18 protein-coding genes are annotated in these 20,470 nt (G+C 68.3%); 9 read left to right on the top strand and 9 right to left on the bottom strand.

The window, feature by feature from the left end; genetic code table 11:
• Positions 1 to 87: 87 nt before the first annotated feature.
• From KHO18_RS01830 to KHO18_RS01815, 4 genes are all read left to right on the top strand, one after another.
• Positions 88 to 765: a heavy metal response regulator transcription factor gene (locus KHO18_RS01830; protein WP_144201001.1), complete on the top strand. Its 678-nt coding sequence runs from the start codon at positions 88 to 90 to the stop codon at positions 763 to 765.
• Entirely contained in the window at positions 762 to 2,177 is a 1,416-nt protein-coding gene (locus KHO18_RS01825) for a heavy metal sensor histidine kinase (RefSeq protein ID WP_144201003.1), read from the top strand. Before KHO18_RS01830 ends, KHO18_RS01825 begins: the two co-directional genes overlap by 4 nt.
• A gap of 477 nt (positions 2,178 to 2,654) precedes the next feature.
• Positions 2,655 to 3,110, top strand: coding sequence for a ferric iron uptake transcriptional regulator (gene fur, locus KHO18_RS01820; protein WP_144201005.1), 456 nt, complete (start codon positions 2,655 to 2,657; stop codon positions 3,108 to 3,110).
• 116 nt (positions 3,111 to 3,226) lie between these two features.
• Positions 3,227 to 3,628 (top strand): PXPV repeat protein, encoded by a 402-nt coding sequence (locus tag KHO18_RS01815; protein WP_144201007.1) that lies wholly within the window; start codon positions 3,227 to 3,229, stop codon positions 3,626 to 3,628.
• A gap of 8 nt (positions 3,629 to 3,636) precedes the next feature.
• On the opposite strand, the gene KHO18_RS01810 is transcribed toward KHO18_RS01815, so the two are convergent.
• Positions 3,637 to 4,548 (bottom strand): DMT family transporter, encoded by a 912-nt coding sequence (locus KHO18_RS01810; RefSeq protein WP_144201009.1) that lies wholly within the window; start codon positions 4,546 to 4,548, stop codon positions 3,637 to 3,639.
• A gap of 561 nt (positions 4,549 to 5,109) precedes the next feature.
• On the opposite strand from KHO18_RS01810, the gene KHO18_RS01805 reads away from it, so the two are divergent.
• Entirely contained in the window at positions 5,110 to 5,436 is a 327-nt protein-coding gene (locus tag KHO18_RS01805; RefSeq protein WP_144201011.1) for a PadR family transcriptional regulator, read from the top strand.
• Between the two features lie 155 nt (positions 5,437 to 5,591).
• Here KHO18_RS01805 and KHO18_RS01800 read toward each other — a convergent pair whose 3' ends face one another.
• The gene (locus tag KHO18_RS01800; RefSeq protein WP_377732460.1) at positions 5,592 to 7,085 is read right to left on the bottom strand and encodes a putative bifunctional diguanylate cyclase/phosphodiesterase; all 1,494 of its coding nucleotides are present in this window, start codon (positions 7,083 to 7,085) and stop codon (positions 5,592 to 5,594) included.
• A 350-nt stretch (positions 7,086 to 7,435) separates the two neighbouring features.
• Here KHO18_RS01800 and KHO18_RS01795 point away from each other — a divergent pair, with 350 nt between their 5' ends.
• Positions 7,436 to 9,421, top strand: coding sequence for a diguanylate cyclase domain-containing protein (locus KHO18_RS01795; protein ID WP_144201013.1), 1,986 nt, complete (start codon positions 7,436 to 7,438; stop codon positions 9,419 to 9,421).
• Positions 9,422 to 9,485: 64 nt separating this feature from the next.
• Here the strand turns inward: KHO18_RS01795 and KHO18_RS01790 are convergent, their stop codons facing one another.
• Positions 9,486 to 9,857, bottom strand: a complete 372-nt coding sequence (locus KHO18_RS01790) for a hypothetical protein (RefSeq protein ID WP_144201015.1) — start codon at positions 9,855 to 9,857, stop codon at positions 9,486 to 9,488.
• Between the two features lie 218 nt (positions 9,858 to 10,075).
• On the opposite strand from KHO18_RS01790, the gene KHO18_RS01785 reads away from it, so the two are divergent.
• On the top strand, positions 10,076 to 10,426 hold the full coding sequence (locus KHO18_RS01785; protein WP_144201017.1) for a four-helix bundle copper-binding protein: 351 nt from the start codon (positions 10,076 to 10,078) through the stop codon (positions 10,424 to 10,426).
• A gap of 135 nt (positions 10,427 to 10,561) precedes the next feature.
• The gene (gene fumC / locus KHO18_RS01780) at positions 10,562 to 11,977 is read left to right on the top strand and encodes a class II fumarate hydratase (protein ID WP_144201019.1); all 1,416 of its coding nucleotides are present in this window, start codon (positions 10,562 to 10,564) and stop codon (positions 11,975 to 11,977) included.
• Positions 11,978 to 11,984: 7 nt separating this feature from the next.
• On the opposite strand, the gene KHO18_RS01775 is transcribed toward fumC, so the two are convergent.
• Positions 11,985 to 13,817, bottom strand: a complete 1,833-nt coding sequence (locus tag KHO18_RS01775; RefSeq protein ID WP_211942691.1) for an OPT/YSL family transporter — start codon at positions 13,815 to 13,817, stop codon at positions 11,985 to 11,987.
• Positions 13,818 to 14,046: 229 nt separating this feature from the next.
• Between KHO18_RS01775 and KHO18_RS01770 the strand changes: the two genes are divergently transcribed.
• Positions 14,047 to 14,991, top strand: coding sequence for a 2-hydroxyacid dehydrogenase (locus tag KHO18_RS01770; RefSeq protein ID WP_211942690.1), 945 nt, complete (start codon positions 14,047 to 14,049; stop codon positions 14,989 to 14,991).
• A 7-nt stretch (positions 14,992 to 14,998) separates the two neighbouring features.
• Here the strand turns inward: KHO18_RS01770 and KHO18_RS01765 are convergent, their stop codons facing one another.
• Genes KHO18_RS01765 through zwf form a run of 5 tightly spaced genes read right to left on the bottom strand, consistent with a single transcriptional unit; the run spans position 14,999 to position 20,325 of the window.
• Positions 14,999 to 16,369 (bottom strand): sensor histidine kinase, encoded by a 1,371-nt coding sequence (locus KHO18_RS01765; RefSeq protein ID WP_211942689.1) that lies wholly within the window; start codon positions 16,367 to 16,369, stop codon positions 14,999 to 15,001.
• Positions 16,369 to 17,076 carry a response regulator gene (locus tag KHO18_RS01760; RefSeq protein ID WP_144201028.1) on the bottom strand — a complete coding sequence of 236 codons (708 nt, stop codon included), beginning with the start codon at positions 17,074 to 17,076 and terminating at the stop codon, positions 16,369 to 16,371. The genes KHO18_RS01765 and KHO18_RS01760 overlap by 1 nt, the downstream gene beginning before the upstream one ends.
• A 15-nt stretch (positions 17,077 to 17,091) precedes the next feature.
• Positions 17,092 to 18,114 (bottom strand): glucokinase, encoded by a 1,023-nt coding sequence (locus KHO18_RS01755; protein WP_144201030.1) that lies wholly within the window; start codon positions 18,112 to 18,114, stop codon positions 17,092 to 17,094.
• Between the two features lie 48 nt (positions 18,115 to 18,162).
• Positions 18,163 to 18,843: a 6-phosphogluconolactonase gene (pgl, locus tag KHO18_RS01750; protein ID WP_144201032.1), complete on the bottom strand. Its 681-nt coding sequence runs from the start codon at positions 18,841 to 18,843 to the stop codon at positions 18,163 to 18,165.
• Between the two features lie 33 nt (positions 18,844 to 18,876).
• Complete coding sequence (gene zwf / locus KHO18_RS01745; protein ID WP_211942688.1) at positions 18,877 to 20,325, bottom strand: glucose-6-phosphate dehydrogenase; 1,449 nt, start codon at positions 20,323 to 20,325, stop codon at positions 18,877 to 18,879.
• Between the last annotated feature and the right edge of the window lie 145 nt (positions 20,326 to 20,470).

The raw sequence follows: 20,470 nt of genomic DNA, 5'->3' as shown, positions 1-20,470 counted from the left end.
ACAGTGTTGTCATTCAAGCGGGAGGAGCGCCCGGCTATCATCGGCCCCAAGGTTGGGCTGCGATCGCTGGGCAGCCGGGGACGAATCATGAAAATTCTGGTCATCGAGGATGAACCCAAGACGGGGGAGTACCTCCGCAAAGGGCTTACCGAGTCGTCGTTCGTCGTCGATCTGGTCACCACGGGGCGGGACGGCCTGCACCACGCACTCGAGGGCGACTACGACCTCGTCATCCTGGACGTGATGCTGCCGGGCATGAACGGCTGGGAAGTGCTGAAGCAGTTCCGGGAGCACAAGGACACGCCCGTGCTCTTCCTCACTGCCCGGGACGAGGTGGAGGATCGGGTCAAGGGGCTGGAACTGGGCGGCGACGACTATCTCGCCAAGCCCTTCGCGTTCGTGGAACTGCTGGCGCGCGCCCGGACGCTGCTGCGGCGGGGGCCGGTCCGGGAAGCGGACCGCATCGAGATCGAGGACCTCGACATCGACCTCCTGCGCCACCGCGTAACCCGCGCGGGCGCGCGCATCGACCTCTCGCCCCGGGAATTCGCGCTGCTGCACTTCCTGGCCCGCCGTCATGGCGAGGTCCTGAGCCGGACGCAGATCGCCTCGCACGTCTGGGACATGAATTTCGACAGCGACACCAACGTGGTGGACGTGGCGATCCGGCGCCTGCGCGCCAAGATGGATGACAGCTTCGCGCCCAAGCTGATTCACAGTGTGCGCGGCATCGGCTATGTGCTTGAGAGCCGAAAGCCCGGATGAAGACGCGTTCGCTGACTGCCCGCCTGGCCCTGGCCTTTGCCTTGATCGCCGGCGTCTCCTTTGGCGGGGTGGGTATCTACCTGTATCGCGCGCTGGCCACCCAGATCATCGAGCGTGACAACGCGGAACTGCTGCGCAAGGCCACGCGGGCCGGGCACGCGCTGGCTGGGCTCTCCCCATCGGACCAGCCTGGCAGCCCCGCCTGGAACGAAATACTGGGTGTGGTCAAGGGCAATGACGAATACGGGATGCGGGTACGCGCCGCCGACGGCGCGTTGCTGGCCGCCAATGGCGCGGACTACGGCACCAGGCCCGAGCACCCCGATCTTGCGAGTGAGACCGGGCCCGACATGTTCCCCGTGGCGATGTGGAACACCCCCGGCGGCACCCCCGTGCGCCTGATCACGTTGCAGGTTCGTGCCGGCGCGGTCGCGGCACCGGTCACGCTGGAGATCTTCCAGTTGGCCAGCAGCCGGGTTGCGCTCCTGCGCGCCTATCGCTGGAAGGTCTTCGCCGCGGCCTGCCTCGGTGCGCTTGGCGCCGGCATCCTGGGATACGCCGCGCTCCGTGCGGGCATGGCGCCGCTGCGGCGCATCGCGGCCGGAACCGAGTCCATCACGTTCACCAGCGGCACCCTGCCGATCGATCCTTCCACCCTGCCGGCGGAGCTGGACGACCTGGCCGGCGCGCTACAGAAGATGATCGATCGATTGCGCGAACGCTACGACCGGCTTTCCCACTTCTCGGCCGATCTTGCGCACGACTTCCGCACGCCGATTGGCAATCTGCTCGGCCAGACACAGGTCGCGCTCGGCAGCGACCGCTCCGCCGACGAGTACCAGTCCCTGCTCGCCTCCAATGTGGAAGAGTACGAACGGCTCTCCCGAATGATCGAGAACATGCTGTTCCTCGCCCGCGCCGACAATGCGCGGGTGGCGCTCCATCTGGCGGAACTCGACCTGAAGGACGAACTGCTGCGTCAGGCGGACTATTTCGAGCTGCTGGCGGAGGCCCGCGCAGTGACTATCCGCGTCGACGCCCACGGCAGGGTCTTCGCCGATGCAACGCTGCTGCGGCGGGCGCTGGGCAATCTCCTTGCCAATGCCGTACGGTACGCGCACCAGGGCTCCGAGATCCTGGTGCGCGGGCGCGCGGGCGCCAGCCACGCCGCGATCGAGATCACCAATGCCGGGCCCGGCATCGACCCTGCGCACTTGCCGCTGCTGTTTGACCGCTTCTTCCGCGCGGACCCGTCGCGGGCGAACTCCGTGGAGTCATCCGGCATCGGCCTCGCCATCGTCAAGACCATCATGGACCTGCACCATGGCGCCGTCTCGGTCCAATCCGAGCCGGAAGCGCTCACCTCGTTCCGGCTCGAGTTTCCCGACCGGCACAGCAGCCCCCTCGCTTGAGGCCGCAAGGTTATCGGCCCCCCGCAGATTTTTCTTGAAATGAGATCGATTCCCATTTACACTGCTTTCACTGTCTGACGAACGGCACCGCCGCCGCAGACAAAACAGATTTCAGGGCGTGGCAGCAATGCGGCGCCGGTTACCGACTTTTGTGGGGACCGCTCCGACACACGGAGCGTTTGGTAGTAGCCAGTCGCAGGAAGATCGGGAAAACATCCAGACCCCGTTTTCCCGATCGCGTCATCCAGCGACAAGCCAGGCCACCTTTTTATTCCGCGCGCCGTCAGGCACGGCGGGCCGCCCGGGACGGGGCTGCCAGTCTGCATCGTCCGGCCCGGGTGCTTCCCGCCTGATTTCCCGCACGCCCCGGCCGGTGGGCCATCGATGCCTCGATGCTTCGATACCCGCGCCCACCGCCCTTCGGAATCCTCGTGGAGTCAACTAACTGAGCGCACCCCGCCCGGTGCGAGCCGCCGCATGTCCTTGTCATCCGTGAAGTCCAGCCCTACCCCTCTCCAACGCGCCGGCCTCAAGGCCACGTCGCCCCGCATGCATGTGCTGGAGGCGTTCCGGCGCAGCGACCGCCGTCACCTGAGCGCGGAAGATGTCTACCGGATCCTGCTGGCGCAGGAAGTGGATGCGGGGCTATCCACGGTCTATCGCGTGCTGAACCAGCTGGTGCAGGCCAATATCCTGCTGCGCCACACCTTCGAGGCCGACCATGCCGTGTTCGAGCTGAACGAGGGTGGCCATCATGACCACCTGATCTGCGTGAGCTGCGGGCGGGTGGAGGAATTCCGTGACGAGGGAATCGAGCAACGCCAGCGCAAGGTGGCAGCCGAGAATGACTTCGAGCTGCGCGAGCACATGCTGGTGCTCTATGGCCTGTGCCCGGCCTGCCAGGTGGTGCCGGGAAGCGAGTCGTCGATCTGACAGAAGTGCCGGCCAGATCGCTTACAGAATTGGCCGATTCTGTTACAAATGTGCGTGAATCGTAATACGCCAGATGGGTAGAGTGGAGTCATAACCTCTCACCCCTGGTGAATACGATGAACAAGCGTCCCCTTTCCCTCCTGGTTTTCGTCGCTGGCGCCGCTGCGCTGACGGCCTCCACAGCCGCCATGGCGCGCGTCGATATCGACGTCAACCTGGGCGTGCCGGCCCCGGTCTATGTGGCCCCTGCGCCCGTTTATGTCGAGCCGCGTCCGGCGCCTGTCTATGTGGCGCCGCCGCCGGTGGCCTATCGTCCGGCGCCGGTGGTGGTGGCGCCGGTCGTGATCGGCTGGCATGGCGATCGCTACTGGGATGGCGGCCGCTGGTATGACCGCCGCCAGTACCAGGCCTGGCATCGTCACGGCAACGGCCATGGCTATGGCGATGGCCGCGACCGCCACGATGACCATCGCGGCCATGATGACCACGGCGACCGCGGCGACCACCATCGCCACTGAGGCGGCGGTCAGGAGCTTGCCGCTGCCGGTTTCACCGCCGGCGCGGCCGGCTTCAGCACCAGCCAGACCGCCGCGCCGATCAGCAGCATGCCGGCGGCGTGCGCCCACGACAGCGCCTCGCCCAGGAACATCCAGCCCCAGACGATGCCGAACGGCGGAATCAGGAAGGTCACCGTGAGCGACCGCACCGGGCCGAGATCCGCCACCAGCCGGAAATACAACACGTAGGCGATGGCCGTGCAAACCATGCCCAGGCCGAGCATGGCCGCCCACACGCCAGGGCCAGCCGCCGGCAGCGTGTTCTCGCGCACCAGCGCGGCGAGGCTGAACGGCAGCAGGAACAGCGTCGCGCCGACCATGCTGCCCGCCGCCACGAGCCGGTTATCCAGGCCGCCGCGCGCGGTGATCCAGCGGCGCGTCAGGAATCCGGCCAACCCGTAGCACGAGGTCGCCACCAGGCAGGCCAGCGCGCCGAGCAGCACCTCGTGCGAGAACACCACCGGGCCGGTGCGTGTAAGCACCGCCACCCCGGCCAGTCCGATCAGCACCCCCAGCGCCTTGGCGCGCGTCAGTTTCTCGGCGAAGAACAGACTGCCGATCAGCACGCCCATCAGCGGCGTCATGGCGTTGAAGATGGCCGAATAGCCTGCCGGCAGCCAGAGCGCGGCCACCGAATACATCACGAACGGGATGCCCGAGTTGATGATGCCCAGCGCGATCACCGGGCGCCACTTGCCGCGCATGTCCCATTTCACTTTCATCAGCATCAGGCAGGCCGCCAGCGTGACGGCGCCGATCAGCACGCGGAAGAACGCCGTCGGCAGCGGCCCCAGCACCGGCGCGCCGATGCGGATGAACAGAAAGCTGGCGCCCCAGATGGCGGACAGCGACAGCAGGCGAATCAGGTCGGAAGGTTTCATGGCCTTGGTGAGAAGCAACGATTCGGGCGCGCGCCGCGAAACTGTTGCGCATTGGATACAAAACGACGAGAAATTGATCGGCATGGGGCGTGTCGTCGGAGGGTCGAACTCCCCGACCCGTGACGCGGTACTGCCATTACACTGCGCCCGGCGGCAGGCTGCGCGCTGGAATCGGACCTGATCCTGACCACGGAAGGGGTCGAAGAACACGCGCTAAAAGTCCCAAAACTTGCCCAAAAGTGGGGCAAAGATCACCAATGTTGCGGATTGGCCGCAATATCGCTTTCGGATGCCTTACATACCTACCCCCCATTTGTGGGGAGCCTTAGCACAGGGCGTGACATCGCGTATTCGATTCCGCTAAACTCTGTTCTGCGCCAGAGTTAATTGACCCCTCCGACGCATTCCCGACAAGCCGCCAGGCAACCCTGGCGGCTTCTTTTTTTTCTGCCGTCGGACACGCGCCTATCGTATGCGACTTCGGCATCTCACGGGCAGCGCCGCAGCGCGCGCGGTAAAATCCGCGTCAACCGTCAGTCCCCCCTTTGCGTTGCCTGCCTCATGAAACGACAGTTCCTTGGCTTGTTAGCCCGCGTCTACGTCTTGCAATTCGCCATGGAGGTGCCCGCCACCGTGGCCATGCTTGCAGAAATGCTGATGGAGTACGGATTCCAGGTGGATATCGGCACGGTGCGGCCTTTGCTGCGCGCGTTGCAGATGGATGGCTATCTGGAAAGTGTATTGCGCGACGGTATCGGGCGGGTCTATCAACTGACCGAGCAGGGACGTGAGGAACTGGCCAGCAGCCGGTTGCGTATCGACGAACTGTACCGCCGGCTCCATTCGCCCAATGGCGAGGATGCGGCGGCGTCCACCGTCAACGGCTGAGCCCCGTCCCCGGATAAGACAAACCCGGCTGTGCGCCTGAGCGCCAGCCGGGTTTTTTCATGGTCGGAGCGTACCTGAGGCGTACCCAAGGCGCACTCAAGGCGTACCCGTTTCTGCGGCGCCGGATGGGGCGCCGGATGGGTGCCGGAACGTCCTCAGGCCACGCGCGAGAAGCCGTTGCCGGCCAGCAGCAGGTCGCGCAGCGCGCTGAAGCCCAGCGGCTGGGAGAACAGGAAGCCCTGCACCGCGTCGCAGCCCTCGCCACGCAGGAATTCCAGCTGCGCCATCGACTCCACGCCTTCCGCCACCACGTGCAGGTGCAGCTGATGGCCAAGCGCGATGATCGCGGCGGCCACGGCGCGGTCGTGGCCGGGCATGGCCAGGTCATCGACAAATGACTTGTCGATCTTGAGCTTGCTGATCGGCAGCCGCGTCAGGTAGCCCAGCCCCGAATAGCCGGTACCGAAGTCATCGATGGACACGCTCACGCCCAGCTGGCGCACGCGCCGGAACGACTCGATCGTAGTCTCGCCGCCATCCACCAGAATGCCTTCGGTGACCTCGATGGTCAGGCTCGGCGCCGGCAGGCTGGCCGCTTGCAGGCAGCGCGCGACGGTCTCCGGGAAGTCCGCGCGGCGCAGTTGCAAGGGCGAGATGTTCACCGCCACGTCGATGTCGCGGCCCAGTTCGGTGCGCAGGGTCTGGATCTCGCGGCATGCAGTGGCCAGCGTCCACTCGCCCAGCGCGTCGATCATCCCGCACTGCTCGGCAATCGGGATGAATTCGGACGGCTGCATCACGCCGCGTTCGGGAGTTTCCCAGGCGATCAGCGCCTCTACGCCCACCACGTTCAGCGTGACGAGGTCGACGATGGGCTGGTAGCGCAGCCGGAATTCCTGCTCGGCCAGCGCGCGGCGCAGCAGTGCCTCGATCGTGAAGCGGGTCAGCGACGCCTCGGCCATCTCGCTCGCAAAGCGCCGCAACTGCGCCCGGCCGCCGCGCTTGGCCGCATACATGGCCGAATCGGCGGATTTGAGGAGGTCCGTCAGCGTCTCGCCATCGTCGGGATAGATCGCCATGCCGAGCGAAGGCGTCACGCGCAGCGGCTGCCCGGCGAGGTGCCCGGCGAGCTGCAAGCCCTCGGACACGCGCGCCAGGATCTTGGCCGCCGTCAGCTCGGCCTCGCTGTCATGGCGCAGGCCGCCCAGCACCACGGCGAATTCGTCGCCCCCCATGCGCGCCACCACGTCGCGCGGCTGCACCGTGCCACGCAGGCGCTGGGCAATCGTGCGCAGCACATCGTCGCCCACCGGGTGCCCGAGGGTTTCGTTGATGTGCTTGAAGTGATCGAGGTCCAGCAGCAGCAGCGCCACGCGCCCGCCCTGGCGGCGCGCATCGTCGAGGACGGCCTCGGTGCGGCTGTGCAGCGCGGCGCGGTTCAGCAGCCCGGTCAGCGCGTCATGCTGGGCCAGATGGCGGATGTACTCGTCCACGCGGCGGCGCTCGGTCTGGTCCTGCGTCGCCTGTGCCGCGCTGACCTGCCCGGGAGCCCGCCGGCTCCACCACGCCCGCGCCATCCAGCCCACCAAGGCGCCGCCCGCTGCAACCAGCAGCCAGGACAGAACGGGCAACCACGTGGACAAGGTCATGAAGGCAGGATAAAAGACGGTGGAAACGCTGAAAACGGTGAATATCCCGGGCCTGCATCGCGGGCCGGGGGGCGCCGGCTCCCCTCGTTTGGGGGGCAAACTCGCTACGCCGGGCGCACTATACCGTGCCGGCCCAACGGCGCACAGTGCTTCCGCACACACATGCGCGGCGGGGCGGGCAGCAACGCATGGGGCTTGTCAACGCCGTTTCCCCCGGCTGACTCAAACGGGTGATGCGTGGTACGTTGCCCCGCTGCCGCACCCCCGGAATCAGGCATGGGAAGTGCGTGAGCAGCATTGTTCTCCACTCCTGCGTGCCCTCGCCTTTCGTCTTGCCCGCGTTTGTCAGCATGCCCCGCCTCCAACCCTCCCTGAAAGCGCGCATCGCGCTCATCACCACGGTACTGGCCGCCGTGCTCGGGACGGGCATCGTGCTCGGCTCGCTGTATTACGCGCACCGGGACCTGGAGGACGCGCTCCAGAACCAGCAGGACTCCATCGTCAAGCTCTCCGCCGACCAGCTCGACACCGCCATGGACGACCGCACCGTGATGCTGGCCCACATGGCGCCACAGATTGGCGCGGTGCTGGAAAATGCACGCGGTCGGGCCCGGGAGGACGTGCGGGCCGATCTGCTCGACGTCATCGGCAAGACCATCCCTGTGCCGGCGGCGTTCAATTCAGTGGTGGTGACGGATGCCAATGGCAGCGTGCTGACGTCATCGGGCCCGCCGATCGAAGTGGGCGACCGCGACTACTTCCGCGAGGCGGTGCGCACGCTGAACCCGGTGGTGGCCGCGCCGATCCACGCACGCGTCGATGGCACGATTGGCGTGCTGGTGGCGATGCCGGTGGTCTCGGCGTCCAGACAGTTTCTGGGCCTCGTGGGCGGCTGGCTCGATCTGTCGCGCTCGAACTTCCTGGTCGAGATCGCCCATAGCCGGCTGGGCAACACCGGGTTCTATTGCCTGGTGTCGGCGGGCGCCAGGCCGGTCTACGTGCAGCATCCGGACACCCGTCAGGCACGCCAGCCGGCCCGCGCCCTGGGTGACACCTGCGGCGAGACGGACCAGCCCGCGACGCTCGAATTCCTGATGCCGGAGCGGCCCGTGATTGCGCGCCACCTGATGTCCACCACGGGCTGGGAGCTGATTGCCGTGCTGCCCGCGCGCGAGGCCTACGCGCCCTTGCGCCAGATGCAGCGGCGTTTCCTGATGATGGCCGGGCTGGTGCTGGGCGGCGTGGCGCTGCTGATCTGGCTGGCGGTGCGGCGGCTGCTCATGCCGCTATCGCGGCTGCATCAGGTGGTGCAGGCCAGCGCCGACGATGCCGACGCCTTCGAGCGCCTGCCCCGCCGCCCGCAGCGCGATGAAATCGGCGACGTGACCCGCGCGTTCATCCGCCTGATGCGCGATGTGCGCCAGCGCGGCCAGCAACTGGCGCGCAGCGAGCGCCGGCTGCGCGCGGTCACGGACAACCTGCCCTCGCTGCTGGCCTTTATCGACAACGACGAGCGCTACGTCTTCAACAACGTCGCCTACGAGCAGGCGTTCGGCATGCGGGTGGAGGAGATCCGGGGCAAGACCGTGCGCGAGGTGCTGGGCGAGGCGCGCTACGCGCTGGCGCGCCCCTACCTGCAACAGGCGCTGGCCGGTGCCGTGATCACGTTCGAGAGCGAATACCGCACGCCGCAGCCGCACTGGATGGAAATGAGCTACCGCCCCGAATGGAGCGAGGATGGCAAGCAAGTGGTGGGGGTGCACATCCACGTGCAGGACATTACGCAGCGCAAGCTGGAGCACCAGCGGCTGGCGCGGATCTCCCAAACCGATCACCTGACGCAGCTTGAGAACCGGAGCGCCTTCGAGAGCCAGCTCCACGCCGCCATGGCGCGCAGCCGCGATGAGAATCGTCTGATGGCGCTGCTGTTCCTCGACATGGACCGCTTCAAGGCGGTGAACGACGCGCACGGCCATGCCACGGGCGACATGCTGCTGCAGTCGTTCGCCCTGCGCCTGCGCCGCTGCGTGCGCGACCAGGACCACGTGGCGCGGTTGGGTGGCGACGAATTCGCGGTCATCCTGGAAGACATCGCCTCGCCCGCCACGGCCCAGCGCGTGGCCGAGTCCATCCTCGACGCTATCGGCCAGCGCTTCTACTTCGACGGCGTGATGGCCGACGTGGACGTCAGCATCGGCGTGGCGCTCTATCGCGGTAGCCCGATGACGGACGAGACACTCAAGCGCATGGCCGACACGCTGCTCTACCGCGCCAAGGCGCTCGGCCGGGGCCGCTACGAGATTGGCCCGGCGGAGCTGATGGCGCTGGAAGCCTGAGGGGCGGCCAGGACCTGCCCAGCCGGGGGACTTTCGGCGCTGAAAGCGCCACCCGCCCGGCGGCTCAGTGCTTGGTCGAGTCGTCGGAAGCGTCCGATGCCTGCGGCGCGGCCTCGTCGAACGGCACGTGCCGGCCATCGGCCGACTGGTAGCCCAGCCGCGCGCTCTCGCCCATCATCCTCTCGTAGGCCAGCATGGCCTCGGCCACCGCCTGGGGCTCGCCCTTGAATACGACCACATCGTTGCCGCAGCTCGGGCACTGGCCGCCGAACACGGCGTCGATGCCGCGCAGGCCGGGGGCCGGAATCGCATCGAAATTGGTGAATGAGGTCTTGCACGCACCGCAGACCAGTTGTGCGGGCCGCAGGGCGTCGATCCGTGCCTGCGCCTGCTGCGCCCGTTCCTCGGGCGTGCCCCGCCGTTTTGCTTCACCCATGATGCCGTCCTTTCTTGCAGCTTATCGCTGCCAATTTTCAACTTCTTCACGCTTCTCCGGCCATCCAGATGAATGGGCCGGAACTATCCAACGCTGACGGCGCCGAACCTGAGGCGGCCATTGTAGACCACACCACATTGCGGCAGGACGCCGGGGCGCCTGCTATTGTGGATAACGGTTGCTGGTTGTCGACCACCCACCCCCAAGGAGGACACCCGATGATTCGACCCACAGTGCGAGAGAATTTTGAACGGTATGCCGACTGTATCGCCGCCTGCAACGCCTGCGCGGCGGCCTGCCTGAAGTGCGCGGCCGCCTGCCTCGAGGAGCAGGACGCCCGGAAGATGACACGCTGCATCGCCCTGGACATGGACTGCGCCGGCATCTGCACCCTCGCCGCCTCCTACATGCTGCGCAATAGCGAATTTGCGCCCCTCGTCTGTGAAGACTGCGCCGAAGTGTGTAAATGGTGCAAGGAAGAATGTGAGCGACATGACCATTGGCACTGCCAGGAATGCGCCGCGGCGTGCCAGGCCTGCATGGAAATGTGCCTCAAGATGACCGCCTGACCTGCCGGCATCGCCGCAACATGCACAGCAATCTAACCGCCTGACGGCGACAGGGGCTTCGGCGCGAATGTGACGCGGGAAGGCTATGCTAGCAGTCCTGCCTGATCCTGCAGCCTTCCCTCAAGGAGTCCGTCCATGTCCGCCAAGCCCGCAAACCCCTCGTCAGCCACCCGCATCGAAAAAGACAGCCTCGGGGATGTGGCCGTACCGGCCGATCATCTCTGGGGCGCCCAGACCGAGCGCTCGCGCCAGAATTTCCGCATCGGCAGCGAGAAGATGCCCCCGGCCCTGATCGAGGCGTTCGCCGTGCTCAAGCTCTGCGCGGCCCGTGCCAACCGCGACCTGGGCGTGCTGAAGCCCGAGATTGCCGAAGCCATCGAGCAGGCCGCCGAGGAAGTCATCGCCGGCAAGTGGCCGGCCGAGTTCCCGCTCTCGGTCTGGCAGACCGGCTCGGGCACGCAGACCAACATGAACCTCAACGAAGTGATCTCCAACCGCGCCATCCAGCTGCTGGGCGGCGAGGTCGGCAGCAAGAAGCCGGTTCACCCGAACGACCACGTCAACGCCAGCCAGTCGTCCAACGACAGCTTTCCCACGGCGATGCACATCGCCGCCACGCGCGCCATCCAGCAGACGCTGCTCCCCTCGCTCGAGAAACTGCAACAAACCTTCGCAAAGAAGGTGGAAGCGTTTGCCGACATCGTGAAGGTAGGCCGCACCCACCTGCAGGACGCCGTGCCGCTGACCCTCGGCCAGGAATTTTCCGGCTATATGACCCAGGTGGCGGACGCGCAATCGCGCCTGCAACAGGCCATGCTGCGCGCGATGCCGGTGGCGCAGGGCGGTACCGCGGTCGGCACCGGCCTGAACGCGCCCCCGGGATTCGCCGCCGCCTTTGCCCGCTCGCTGGCCGGCTACACCGGCCTGCCGTTCGAGCCGGCAGCCAACCGCTTCGCGCTCCAGGCCGCGCATGACGCGCTGGCCGACCTCTCGGGCGCGCTGAACACCACGGCGTCGTCGTTCCTGAAGATCGCACGGGACTTCATGCTGCTCGGCTCGGGCCCGCGCGCCGGGTTTGCCGAACTGCAACTGCCGGCCAACGAGCCCGGTTCGTCGATCATGCCCGGCAAGGTCAATCCGACGCAGGCCGAAGCCCTCGCCATGGTCTGCTGCCGCATCATCGGCAACCATACGACGGTCACGCTGGCCAACAGCCTGGGCACGCTCGAACTGAACGCCTACAAGCCGGTGATCGTCTATAGCCTGTTGCAGTCTGTGACACTGCTGGCCGATGCGGCGTCGAGCTTCGCCGAACATATGGTCGAAGGCGTGGAGCCGGACCGCGCACGGATTCAGGAACTGCTCGAACGCTCCCTGATGTCCGTGACGGCCCTGAACCCGCATATCGGCTACGACAAGGCTGCCGAAATCGCCAAGCTGGCCGTGAAGAAGAACCTGTCCCTGCGCGAGGCCGCGATTGCCTCGGGCCACGTCACCGAGGAACAGTTCGGCCAGTGGATCGACTTCAAGGGGATGACGAAGGAGGTGTGAGGGGAGACTAGCCCACCACTGCCACCAACCCCGCTACACCCAGCGCCAGCGCCGCCAGCGCGTCGCCGGCGATCAGCCCGCCGCCTACCAGCGAAGTCGTGCTCATGTCCTCGGGCAGCGCGGCATCGCGGGCGGGCGCCCCGCGGTTCTTCGCCACGCTCTCCACCACGCTGGCCAGCACGCCGCCCGCCGCCATCCACGCGGCGGCCGGCAGGTTCACAAACCCACCGAACGACGACGCGTACGGCGACGGCAGCACCGCTGCATCGAGCAGGAAATCCACGGTCTTGCCGGCGCCGCCCGACTGCGCGAAGCGCCGGTAGCGGGCCGAGGCACGGATCGCCTTGCGCGCCACCTCGGTCACCAGCCCGATACCCACCCCGATCCACACCGCCAGCCGCTGGTAGGAGCGGTCCTCGGTCATGCTGCGCAGCGCGCCAACGATCTTGTAGGTCATGGCGGAGGTCCAGCGCGCCGGCTGCTGGTCCGCCGGGAGCAGGGTCTGGTCGAGCCGCAGCACCGGATACGCCTGCATGAACAGCCGCGCCAGCAGCACCGCCAGCACCGCGCCCACGACGATGCCAGCCACCTGATAGCCGAACTGCATCATCCGGTTGGTGCCGAGCCGCCAGCCGGTGGAGCGGTCCTGCTGCATGTCGCACGCCTCGGCCGTGGAGACCAGCAGCACGGTCGCGGCGATCAGGCCGATATGGGGCTCGCGCAGCCCCACGGCGGCCATCAGGATCACCGTGAGCACGAAGGCCGACGAGATCGGATTCGCATCGACCATGCCGACCGAGATGCCGTTGACCAGCGCGAACACCAGCACCAGCGCCACGGCCAGCAGCTGGTAGCCCACCGGCTGGCCGAACCACGCCGCGCCCGTTGCCACCACCGCCGCGCCCCAGACCACCACCCAGAGCCAGATCCAACGCATCGGCAGGCCGCGCTGGGAGGCGGGGATAAGGGAGGCGGGGATAGGGGAGGCGGGGACAGGGACGGCGGGCGCCGGCACCTGCGTGGCCGGCAGGCGCTCCCGCCAGGCCCGCGCGAGCAGCAGTGACACATCGACCAGCGCCGCGCCCATGATCATGCCCAGCGCGATCAGGAAGGTGATCTTGCGATAGGGGTCACCCGGCGCGAGCCAGCCAATCGACACGAAATACGGCGTCAGCGCCCATCCCGCCAGCCCCCCGACTAGCGCCGCGATGCCGATGCGCGCGCCGACGATCATGCCGGCGCCGAAGGTCGACGCGGACAGGTCGATAGCACCCAGCCACGCCACGCGCGTGACCCCCACCCCGGCCACCGCCCCGAGCGCGATACCGCCGCCCAGCCGCGCCACCGAGCGCCGCAGCAGCACCGGATCGGTCAGCGCCCGCAGGATGTTGGCCACGGCCAGCCCGGACGGAAACGTCAGCTGCATGCGGTCCACCAGCAAGGGCGTGTAGAGCATGCCCACACCCACGCCATACATGCCGATGCACAGCATGTAGCCGATCAGGTGCCAGAGCGGCGGCGCATCCATGCCCATCCAGCCCATCGCCTGGATCACCACGACCATCCCGCCCATGCCGGCCACGGACGCCGCCGCCGTCTGGATATAGTTGGCCCCATGCCGCCCGGCGGCGCCATATCCCGCCGTCACCGCCGAACCCAGAATGCCGGCCAGCACCTGCCCGCCAATAAAGAACCCGAGCGAGAAGTTCATGTAAGCCGCCGCCACGCAGCCAAGCGGCCCCAGCACCAGCATCCCCGCCGCACCAAGCAGGGCGTGGTATTGCCAGGTGTCAGGGGCGGGCAGCCAGCGCCAGCGAGGGGTGGTGAGGAGGGTGGACATGGTCGGCTCGGGTGGATGACCGAGCATAGCGGCGAAATTGGCGAAACAGGCCAAAGCGTACCCGTTTCTGCGCGGCTTTTTCCGCCGCCTGGTGCCGCCCCTGCCGGCAAAGCGTACCCATTTCTGCGCGCACCAACCCTTGCGGGGTCAAGCATTGATCCGGTGTCGGGCATAGAATGGCGCGTCGGTTCGCCGGCATCCTCCTTTCACTTCCCCTCGCCGTGACGTCATGAAGCCCGCCCTGCCCGCCCTGCTTGTCCTGATCCAGCTCGAACCCGCTCATCTTGAACTTGTCTCCGCCCAGTACGACGTCCGCTACGCGCCCACGGCCGAGGGCCGGGCGGCGGAAGTGGCCGCGCACGGCAAGACCTTCCGCGCCGTGTTGACCAATGGCACGGTCGGCCTGACGGCCACCGAGATCGCGGCCATGCCGGCCTTGGAGGTGGTGTGCGCGCTGGGCGCCGGCTACGAGAACATCGACCTGGCCGCCTGCCGGGCGCGCGGCATTGCCGTGGGCAACGGCGCGGGCACCAACGACAGCTGCGTGGCCGACCACGCCATGGCGCTGCTGCTGGCCACCGTGCGCCGCGTGCCGGCGCTGGACCACGCCACGCGTGACGGCGTCTGGCGCAACGCGCTGCCGCTGCCGCCGAATTTCTCGGGCAAGCGGCTCGGCATCGTCGGCCTTGGCACCATCGGGCGGCGCATTGCGCAGCGCGGCCAGGGCTTCGACCTGGAGATCGGCTATCACAACCGCCGCGCACGCGAGGACGTCTCGTTTTCGTACTTTGCCGATGTGGGCGCACTGGCCAAGTGGGCCGACTATCTGGTCATCGCCACGCCGGGGGGCCCGGAGACGCGCCATCTGGTCGATACGCCGGTGCTGCGCGCGCTGGGGCCGCACGGCTACCTCGTCAATATCGCGCGGGGCAGCGTGGTGAACACGGCGGCGCTGGCCAATGCCTTGCGCGCCGGCGAGCTGGGCGGCGCCGGGCTCGATGTCTATGAGAGCGAGCCGCTGCCGCCCAAGGAACTGTTCGATTGCCCGAACGTGGTGCTGACCCCGCACGTGGCCGGCTGGTCGCCGGAAGCGGTGCTGGCGTCGGTCAGCCAGTTCCTGGAGAACGCGCGCCGGCACTTCGCGGGCGAGCCGCTGTTCGCGCCGGTCGGCTGAGGCACGACTAAGGGAAGACGGGCTCAGGCCGCGACGGGGGGAAGGTCACGCGCACGCGCAGCCCCGGCGCGGCATCTTCCAGCGCCACGCGGGCGCCGTGCGACTGGGCGATCTCGGCCACGATGGCCAGCCCCAGCCCGCTGCCGCCCGTGGGCGCTTCCGGTACACGGTAAAACCGGTCGAACACGCGCGCGCGCTCGTCGGCGGGAATGCCCGGGCCGTTGTCGCTGACCTGCAGTTCCACGCCACCCTCGCTGCCGACACCCGGCAAGCTCGCCACCCGCACATCGATCCGCCCGCCGGCCGGAATGTAGTGCAGCGCGTTGTCGATGAGATTGGTCAGCAGGATGCGCAGCGCGTCCGCATCGCCCCGCACCATGGCGCCTTCGGCAGCATCGGCCTCCAGCCCCAGGTCGATATCCCGGTCGATGGCCGCCTGGGACATTTCCGCGATCACCCCCGCAGCCAGCGCGCGCAGGTCCACCGGCTCATGCGGCGGCGGTGCGGCGCCGGGCTCCTGCCGCGCCAGCGTCAGCAACTGCGCGACGAGGTGCGTCAGCCGCTCCAGCCCCTGCCGCAGCTGCGACACGGCTTCCTGCCGGGCCGGCGCGCTGTCGGCGCGCTCCACCAGTTGCGCCTGCAATTGCAGCGCCGCCAGCGGCGTGCGCAGCGCGTGGGCAGCGTCGGCCACGAAGGCGCGCTGGGTGTCGATGGCCTGCGCCAGCCGCGCCAGCAACTGGTTCAGCGCGTCGGAAAGCGGGGCGATTTCGTCCGGCATCTGGCGCAAGGCCAGCGGCGCCAGCGTGTTGGCGTCACGCGCGCGCACCTCGGCAGCAATCTCGCGCAGCGGGCGCAAACCCCGTCCTACCGCCATCCAGATCAGCCACGCCAGCAGCGGCATCAGCAACAGCAGCGGCGCCACCGTGCGCAGCGCCATATGCGCGGCCAGCGTGCGGCGCGCGCTCATCGGCTGGGCGATCTGGACCACGGCCGGCCCCAGCTGCACGCTGTAGATGCGCCATTCGCCGGAATCCGTGCGCACGCTGGAGAAGCCAAGTTCCGCGCGCGGCGGCAGCACCGGGTGGGAGTGCGACAGGTAGAGACTGCGGCCCGTGCCGTCCCAGATGTGGATCACCACGTCCTCGTCTGCATGGAGCAGGTCCGCGCTGGCGCCGCTGCCATTGCCACCGTCGAACGGCGGCGCGATCGGGCTCGGGAACTGGCTCGGCAACGCCGCCGCCACCTGCTTCATCTGATAGTCGAACAGCGCGTTGGCCTCCTGCCGGGCCTGCGCGTAGATCAGGCCGGTGGCCACGGCGATACCCGCCGCCAGCCCGGCGGCCAGCCACCACAACAACGTACGTTGGATCGAGCGCATCAGGACGGACGCTCCTCGTCGGCGCCATCACGCTGCGGCACCACGTAGCCCACGCCCCGGATATTGCGGATCAGGGCGGCGCCGAACTTGCGGCGCAGCGCGTGGATATAGACCTCGACCGTGTTGCTGCCCACCTCGTCGTCCCAGCCGTACAGGCGCTCCTGCAACTGCGCCACCGACCAGACCTGGCCGGGGCGCGCCATCAGCGCGGAGAGCAGCGCGAACTCGCGTGCGGACAGCCGCACCGCCGTGCCGGCCTGGGTGGCCTCGCGCGTGGCGGGGTTGAGCACGATGTCGCCGTAGCGCAGCAGCGGCTCGGCGCGGCCCTCGGCCCGGCGCGCCAGCGCGTGCATGCGCGCGGCCAGTTCCTGGAGGTCGAAGGGCTTGACGAGGTAGTCATCCGCGCCGGCGTTGAGGCCGGCCACGCGGTCCGCCACGGCGTCCCGCGCGGTGAGGATCAGCACCGGCGTGCGCACGTTGCGGGCGCGCAGGGTCTTCAGCACGTCCAGGCCCGAGCGGCGCGGCAGACCAAGGTCGAGCAGCACGAGGTCGTAGCCGCCGTCCGCGCGGGGGCCGTGCTGGTCAGAGGCGGCGTCGAGGCCGGCATCGCCATCGCGCACCCAATCGACGGTAAAGCCCTCCTGGCGCAGTGCCACCTTCACGCTCTCGCCAATCATGGCGTCATCTTCCACCAGCAATACACGCATGTCGGGATCGGTCAGTCAGGGTTGGGCGGCGGCGCCGTGGCGCATGTCGCCCTCGAGGCGGTCTGCCAGCGCGCGCGCCAGCCCGGGTAGCGACGGGTAGGCGGCGGTGATCACGTAGACCGGGATGTCGGCCAGATAGGCGCCCATGCGGCCCTTGGCGGCAAAGCGCGCGGCGAACGGCGAGGCCCGGAAGGCATCGACGAAACGCGGCACGATGCCGCCGCCGAGATAGACCCCGCCGCGCGCGCCGAGCACCAGCGCCACGTCGCCCGCCACGGAGCCGAGCAGGCCGCAGAACGCCGCGAAGGCGCGCTGGCACAGCGGGTCGCCGGTCTTGATGGCGCCGTCCGTGACCTCGGCCGGGGTCAGCGGCTGGGCCAGAGGCGTACCCGTTTCTGCGGCCAGCGCGGCGTGGATCTGGGACAGGCCCATGCCCGACAACATGCGCTCCGCCGAGACCCGCCCCAGATGCTGATGGGCGTAGCGCCAGGCGATCCACTCGTCGTCGGTGGCCGGCATGATCTCGATATGGCCGCCTTCGCCGGCCAGCGCCACCGCGCCGCCGCCGGGCGCGGGCACCAGCCCCGAGACGCCCAGCCCGGTGCCCGGCCCCAGCAGCGCGCGCGGCGCCGTGGGCACCGCCGTGCCGCTGCGCACCAGCGCAAGGTCCTCCGCGGGCAGGTAGGGCAGCGCCAGCGCCAAAGCGGTGAAGTCGTTGATGGCCACCAGCGTGTCCAGGTCGAGCGCGCGGCGCGTAGCGTCGATCGAGAACGCCCAGTTGTGGTTGGTCAGCTTGACGTGGTCCCCGGTGACCGGATTGGCCAGCCCGATGGCCGCGTGGCGCGGGCGCGGCAGGTCGTGCAGGCCGCGCAGGTACTGCCGCATGGCCGCTTCGAGCGACGGAAAATCCGCCACCTTCAGCGCGGTGACCGCGCCAATCCGCATCGGTGCCGTTTCCAGCGCCATCCGCACGTTGGTGCCGCCTACGTCGGCCAGCAGGCGGGGATACGAGTCGGCTTGCGCATCAGGTGGAGACATCGGGACCCTTTGTCGAAAACTTTGTCGAGAACGAACGTTGGCGAGCGATCAGGTGCGGAACACATCCACGCCGTGGTGGTGGCGCGCCAGCACCAGGCTCACCGGCAGGGCCGGCGTGGGCGCCTTGAGCGCGCGGGCCAGCACCTCGGCCTTCTTCTCGCCCGAGATGGCCAGGAAGGTGCGTTCGGCGGCCAGCAGCGCGGCGAGGTTCAGCGTCACGCGGGCGTGGTTGGCGCTGGTCGGATGGGTGACCAGGAAACCGGGCTTCGGCTCGGACAGCGCGGTCTGGAGCTCGGGCGCCTCGGGGAACAGCGACGCCGTGTGCCCATCCTCGCCCATGCCGAGCACCACCACGTCCGGCTGCTGGAAGCGTTCGTTGAGCCGCGCCACGGCGCGCTCCGGCTGGGCCGCCTCGGCGGCATCCTCCACCAGCGGCAACCAGGCCGCCACGCCCGCTGCCTCGCGCAGCAGGTTGTGGCGCACCAGCGCGCCATTGCTGTCAGGGTGGTCGGGCGGCACCGCGCGCTCATCCACCAGCGTCACGGTCACGGCGTCCCAGCGGATGGGCCGATAGCGCAGCCGTTCGAACATCGGCACCGGCGAGCGCCCGCCGGACACCGCCAGCACCGCCCAGCCCTTGGCCTGGATCACCAGTTCCAGCGCATGGCCGATCGAGAGGGCCAGCGATTCGGCCTGATCCATCACGGAGGCATGTTCGTACTGGCGCATGATCGGTCCCTTTCTAGTTAGACAGATGGTGGGTCAGACTTCCTCGTGCCAGAGCGCGTTGTCGCGCGACATCAGCGCCGACGACGCCGCAGGCCCCCAGGTGCCGGCGGTATACGACTTGGGCGGCACGGTGCTGTCGGCCCAGGTGTCGATGATCGGCTCTACCCAGCGCCACGCCTGCACCTGCTCGTCACGGCGCACGAACAGGCCCAGCCGGCCGCGGATCACGTCCAGCAGCAGGCGCTCGTAGGCGCCGGCGCGGCGCACCTTGAACGAGTTGGCGAAGTCCAGGTCGAGCGAGGTGGGGGTCAGTTCGAGGGTATCGCCCGGCTGCTTGACCAGGAAATACAGCTTGATGCTTTCCTCGGGCTGGAGCTGGATCACCAGCCGGTTCTGCGGCGACAGCGTCAGCGGCTTGGGGAAGATGGCGTGCGGCACGTCACGGAAGTGGACCACGATCTCGGCCACGCGCGACTGCATGCGCTTGCCGGTGCGCAGGTAGAACGGCACGCCCTCCCATCGCCAGTTGGCAATCTCGGCCTTGATGGCGACGAAGGTTTCGGTGCGGCTGTCCGGGGCGATGCCCGGTTCCTCGATATACCCCGGCACCGGCTTGCCGCCGACCGCCCCGGCGCGGTACTGGCCGCGCACGGTTTTCTCGGCCACGTCCTGCGGCTGGATCGGCCGCAGCGCCTTGAGGATCTTGATCTTCTCGTCGCGGATGGCGTCTTCCGACAGGCTCGCCGGCGGCTCCATCGCCACCATGCATAGCAGCTGCAGCAGGTGGTTCTGCACCATGTCACGCAGCGCGCCGGTGCGGTCGTAGAAGTCGCCGCGCGACTCCACGCCCAGTTCCTCGGCGATGGTGATCTGCACGTCCTGCACCCATTCGCGGCGCCACAGCGGCTCGAACAGCGCGTTGCCGAAGCGGATCGCCATCAGGTTCTGGACCGATTCCTTGCCCAGGTAATGGTCGATCCGATAGATCTGGTCTTCGGCGAAGAACTTCGCCACGGAGGAATTGATGGCCTCGGACGAGTCCAGGTCGTGCCCCAGCGGCTTCTCCAGCACCACGCGCACATTGGGCGTGTTCACGCCAGTGCGGCCCAACTGCTCGCAGATCGGCACGAAGATGTGGGGGGCGGTGGCCAGGTAGCAGACCACCACCTCGGGCTTGCGGGCCAGCACCTTCTCGGCCAGCGCGTCGAAGTGGGCGGGCTCGCGCGCGTCGGCCTGCACATAGCAGATGCGTTGCAGGAACGAGGCCCAGGCGTCGGGCGGCGCGTGCTCCAGCGCGGGCCGCACGGTGTCTTCCAGCGTGGCGATGTACTGCTCGGTGGTCTGGGCGTGGCTGCCCGTGGCGAGGATGCGCGCGGACGGATGCAGCACGCCGCAGCGGTGGGCGTCGAAGAGGGCCGGCAGCAGCTTGCGCCGCGCCAGGTCACCGGTGCCGCCAAACAGCACCATGTCGAAATCGGGCATGCTCACCCTGGGCTCCTTGCGGGGGGGAAGTGGGCGCCCCGGCAACTACTGAGTGCCGGCGAGGGGCGGATAAGTTCCGGCCATGTTACGTCACTCGCCGGGGATTGGGCAGTGGGCGGGACGGATTCGGCCGGCGGGCGGCCCC

The sequence above is a fragment of the Cupriavidus campinensis genome, assembly GCF_905397395.1.
GTDB classification, from domain to species: Bacteria; Pseudomonadota; Gammaproteobacteria; order Burkholderiales; family Burkholderiaceae; genus Cupriavidus; species Cupriavidus campinensis.
The sequence above is the reverse complement of the archived record's forward strand: the minus strand, read 5'-3'. Positions and strand labels throughout refer to the sequence as shown.

What these genes read in the sequence shown, in the direction of transcription:
- pgl (WP_144201032.1), bottom strand. Translation starts at nt 18,843, where the DNA reads ATGCGCCAGTACGAACATGCCTCCGTGATGGATCAGGCCGAATCGCTG.
- KHO18_RS01795 (WP_144201013.1), top strand. Translation starts at nt 7,436, where the DNA reads ATGCCCCGCCTCCAACCCTCCCTGAAAGCGCGCATCGCGCTCATCACC.
- zwf (WP_211942688.1), bottom strand. Translation starts at nt 20,325, where the DNA reads ATGCCCGATTTCGACATGGTGCTGTTTGGCGGCACCGGTGACCTGGCG.
- KHO18_RS01755 (WP_144201030.1), bottom strand. Translation starts at nt 18,114, where the DNA reads ATGTCTCCACCTGATGCGCAAGCCGACTCGTATCCCCGCCTGCTGGCC.
- KHO18_RS01810 (WP_144201009.1), bottom strand. Translation starts at nt 4,548, where the DNA reads ATGAAACCTTCCGACCTGATTCGCCTGCTGTCGCTGTCCGCCATCTGG.
- KHO18_RS01815 (WP_144201007.1), top strand. Translation starts at nt 3,227, where the DNA reads ATGAACAAGCGTCCCCTTTCCCTCCTGGTTTTCGTCGCTGGCGCCGCT.
- fur (WP_144201005.1), top strand. Translation starts at nt 2,655, where the DNA reads ATGTCCTTGTCATCCGTGAAGTCCAGCCCTACCCCTCTCCAACGCGCC.
- KHO18_RS01765 (WP_211942689.1), bottom strand. Translation starts at nt 16,369, where the DNA reads ATGCGCTCGATCCAACGTACGTTGTTGTGGTGGCTGGCCGCCGGGCTG.
- KHO18_RS01785 (WP_144201017.1), top strand. Translation starts at nt 10,076, where the DNA reads ATGATTCGACCCACAGTGCGAGAGAATTTTGAACGGTATGCCGACTGT.
- KHO18_RS01760 (WP_144201028.1), bottom strand. Translation starts at nt 17,076, where the DNA reads ATGCGTGTATTGCTGGTGGAAGATGACGCCATGATTGGCGAGAGCGTG.
- KHO18_RS01805 (WP_144201011.1), top strand. Translation starts at nt 5,110, where the DNA reads ATGAAACGACAGTTCCTTGGCTTGTTAGCCCGCGTCTACGTCTTGCAA.
- KHO18_RS01800 (WP_377732460.1), bottom strand. Translation starts at nt 7,085, where the DNA reads ATGACCTTGTCCACGTGGTTGCCCGTTCTGTCCTGGCTGCTGGTTGCA.
- KHO18_RS01825 (WP_144201003.1), top strand. Translation starts at nt 762, where the DNA reads ATGAAGACGCGTTCGCTGACTGCCCGCCTGGCCCTGGCCTTTGCCTTG.
- KHO18_RS01790 (WP_144201015.1), bottom strand. Translation starts at nt 9,857, where the DNA reads ATGGGTGAAGCAAAACGGCGGGGCACGCCCGAGGAACGGGCGCAGCAG.
- KHO18_RS01770 (WP_211942690.1), top strand. Translation starts at nt 14,047, where the DNA reads ATGAAGCCCGCCCTGCCCGCCCTGCTTGTCCTGATCCAGCTCGAACCC.
- fumC (WP_144201019.1), top strand. Translation starts at nt 10,562, where the DNA reads ATGTCCGCCAAGCCCGCAAACCCCTCGTCAGCCACCCGCATCGAAAAA.
- KHO18_RS01830 (WP_144201001.1), top strand. Translation starts at nt 88, where the DNA reads ATGAAAATTCTGGTCATCGAGGATGAACCCAAGACGGGGGAGTACCTC.
- KHO18_RS01775 (WP_211942691.1), bottom strand. Translation starts at nt 13,817, where the DNA reads ATGTCCACCCTCCTCACCACCCCTCGCTGGCGCTGGCTGCCCGCCCCT.